Source organism: Arthrobacter sp. JCM 19049, assembly GCF_001310435.1.
In genome coordinates this window covers 1-1966 of the sequence record NZ_BAXF01000410.1, presented here as the reverse complement: position 1 = coordinate 1966, position 1966 = coordinate 1, and the positions used below count along the sequence as shown (strand labels likewise).

The following is a 1966-nucleotide window of genomic DNA, read 5'->3' as shown; positions in this document are numbered from 1 at the left end:
CGGCCGTGCGCGGTCACGCCCCGCGCGAGGCCGGGGCCAAGATGGTGGTCACCGCCGAGGGGATTTTCCAGACCATCGGCGGCGGCAACCTGGAGATGAGCATGATCACCCGGGCCCGGCAGCTGCTGGCGGAGGGAAGCAGCGAACCGCAGATGTTCACGCTGCGGCTAAACGATAAGGCCCCGGCCACCTACGGCCGGCAGTGCTGCGGAGGAGAGGTGACCATCTTGCTTGAGCCCCAGGCAGTGCCCACCGCGGTGGCGATCTTCGGGGTCGGGAACGTGGGCATGGAACTGGCCCGGATCCTGGCCCGCCACGACATGGAACTGTACCTGAGCGACTCCCGGCCCGAACAGCTGGAGCAGTTGGCGGCCCTGGAACCCCCGGTGGCCCGCCTCCACGCCCAGCCGGCGCTGCTGGGGGAGGAGGTCCTGACCCGTTTGCCGGCCGGAACCCATGTTTTGATCATGACCCACGACCACGCCGAGGACTTCCACCTGTGCGATGCGGCCCTGCGCCGCACGGACCTCGGCTCGGTGGGCTGATCGGCTCCAATGCCAAATGGCAGCGATTCCGCAAAAACCTTGCGGCCAGCGGCATGAAGAGCACGACATCCAAAGAATCGACTGCCCCATCGGGCTGCCGCAGGTGGCCGGGAAAACCCCGGCCACCATCGCGGTCAGTGTCGCCGCCGACCTGCTGGCCCGGCTCAGCCGGGCGGCAGCACCGACCAACGCCACCGAACCAACGTCCCACACGGACAGCCACCCAAGGGCCGAACAACCAGCGGCCTGCTGATAACCCAATAACCCGTCTTCACGCCCGGCCTTGAGGAGCCGTGCGCTCTTTGGCGATGCCAAAAACACCGGCAACACCCCTTCTACCGTCTTCACCATTCACCGTCATCACCAACCACACCACCATCACTAGGAGGTCATAGTGGGTGCACTACAAGGCAAGGACATCAAGGCAGACGCCCGGAAGATGAGAAGCTGCCACTGGGCCGCAGCTTCGCCTATGGTCTGCAGCATGTGCTGACCATGTACGGCGGGATCATCGCCCCGCCGCTGATCGTTGGCGGGGCCGCCGGCCTGAGCAGCGCCGAAATCGGTGTGCTGGTGGCCAGCTGCCTGTTCATCGGCGGGCTGGCCACCATCCTGCAGACCATTGGCATCCCGTTCTTCGGGGCCCAGCTGCCCCTGGTGCAGGGGGTCTCCTTCGCCTCGGTCGCCACCCTGGTGGCCATCGTCAACGGCGGTGGGGGCATGCCTGCGGTCTTCGGCGCGGTGCTGGTCGCCTCGCTCATCGGTTCATCATCGCCCCGTTCTTCGCCCGGATCATCCGGTTCTTCCCGCCGGTGGTCACCGGCGTGGTGATCACCATGATCGGGCTGTCGCTGACCCCGGTGGCGGCGAACTGGGCCATGGGCGGGGACGCGAGTGCGCCGGAATACGGCAGCCTGGCCAACATCGGGCTGGCCGCGCTGACCCTGGCCATCGTCCTGCTGCTGTCCAAGATCGGTTCCCCGGGCATCTCCCGGCTCTCGATCCTGCTGGCCATCGTCATCGGCACCATCATCGCGGCACTGACCGGGATGGCGGACTTCTCCAAGGTCGGCGAGGGCGCGTTCTTCGCCTTCCCGCAGCCGCTGGCCTTCGGCTGGCCAGTGTTTGAAATCGGCGGGATCATCTCGATGACCATCGTGGTGCTGGTGACCCTGACCGAAACCACTGCCGACATCCTGGCGGTGGGTGAGATTGCCAAGACCAAGGTGAACTCAAAGCGCATCGCCGACGGGCTGCGCGCGGACATGGCCTCCTCGGTGCTGGCCCGATCTTCAACACCTTCACCCAGACGGCGTTCGCACAGAACGTGGGCCTGGTGGCCATCACCGGAGTCACCAGCCGGTTCGTGGTGGCCGCCGGCGGCGGCATCCTGGTGGTCCTGGGCCTGCTGCCGGTGCTGG

2 protein-coding genes and 1 pseudogene are annotated in these 1966 nt (G+C 66.7%); all 3 read left to right on the top strand.

Going from position 1 to position 1966, the window contains the following annotated elements:
- Window positions 1-545, top strand: a 545-nt coding sequence (locus JCM19049_RS12795) for an XdhC family protein (RefSeq protein ID WP_279403165.1), incomplete at its 5' end; no start/stop codon positions are given.
- Entirely contained in the window at window positions 505-798 is a 294-nt protein-coding gene (locus JCM19049_RS12790; RefSeq protein WP_306420804.1) for an XdhC family protein, read from the top strand. The genes JCM19049_RS12795 and JCM19049_RS12790, both read left to right, overlap by 41 nt.
- A gap of 194 nt (window positions 799-992) precedes the next feature.
- A pseudogene (locus JCM19049_RS12785) lies at window positions 993-1966 on the top strand (solute carrier family 23 protein); the annotation flags it as partial.

What these genes read in the sequence shown, in the direction of transcription:
- JCM19049_RS12790 (WP_306420804.1), top strand. Translation starts at nt 505, where the DNA reads ATGCGGCCCTGCGCCGCACGGACCTCGGCTCGGTGGGCTGATCGGCTC.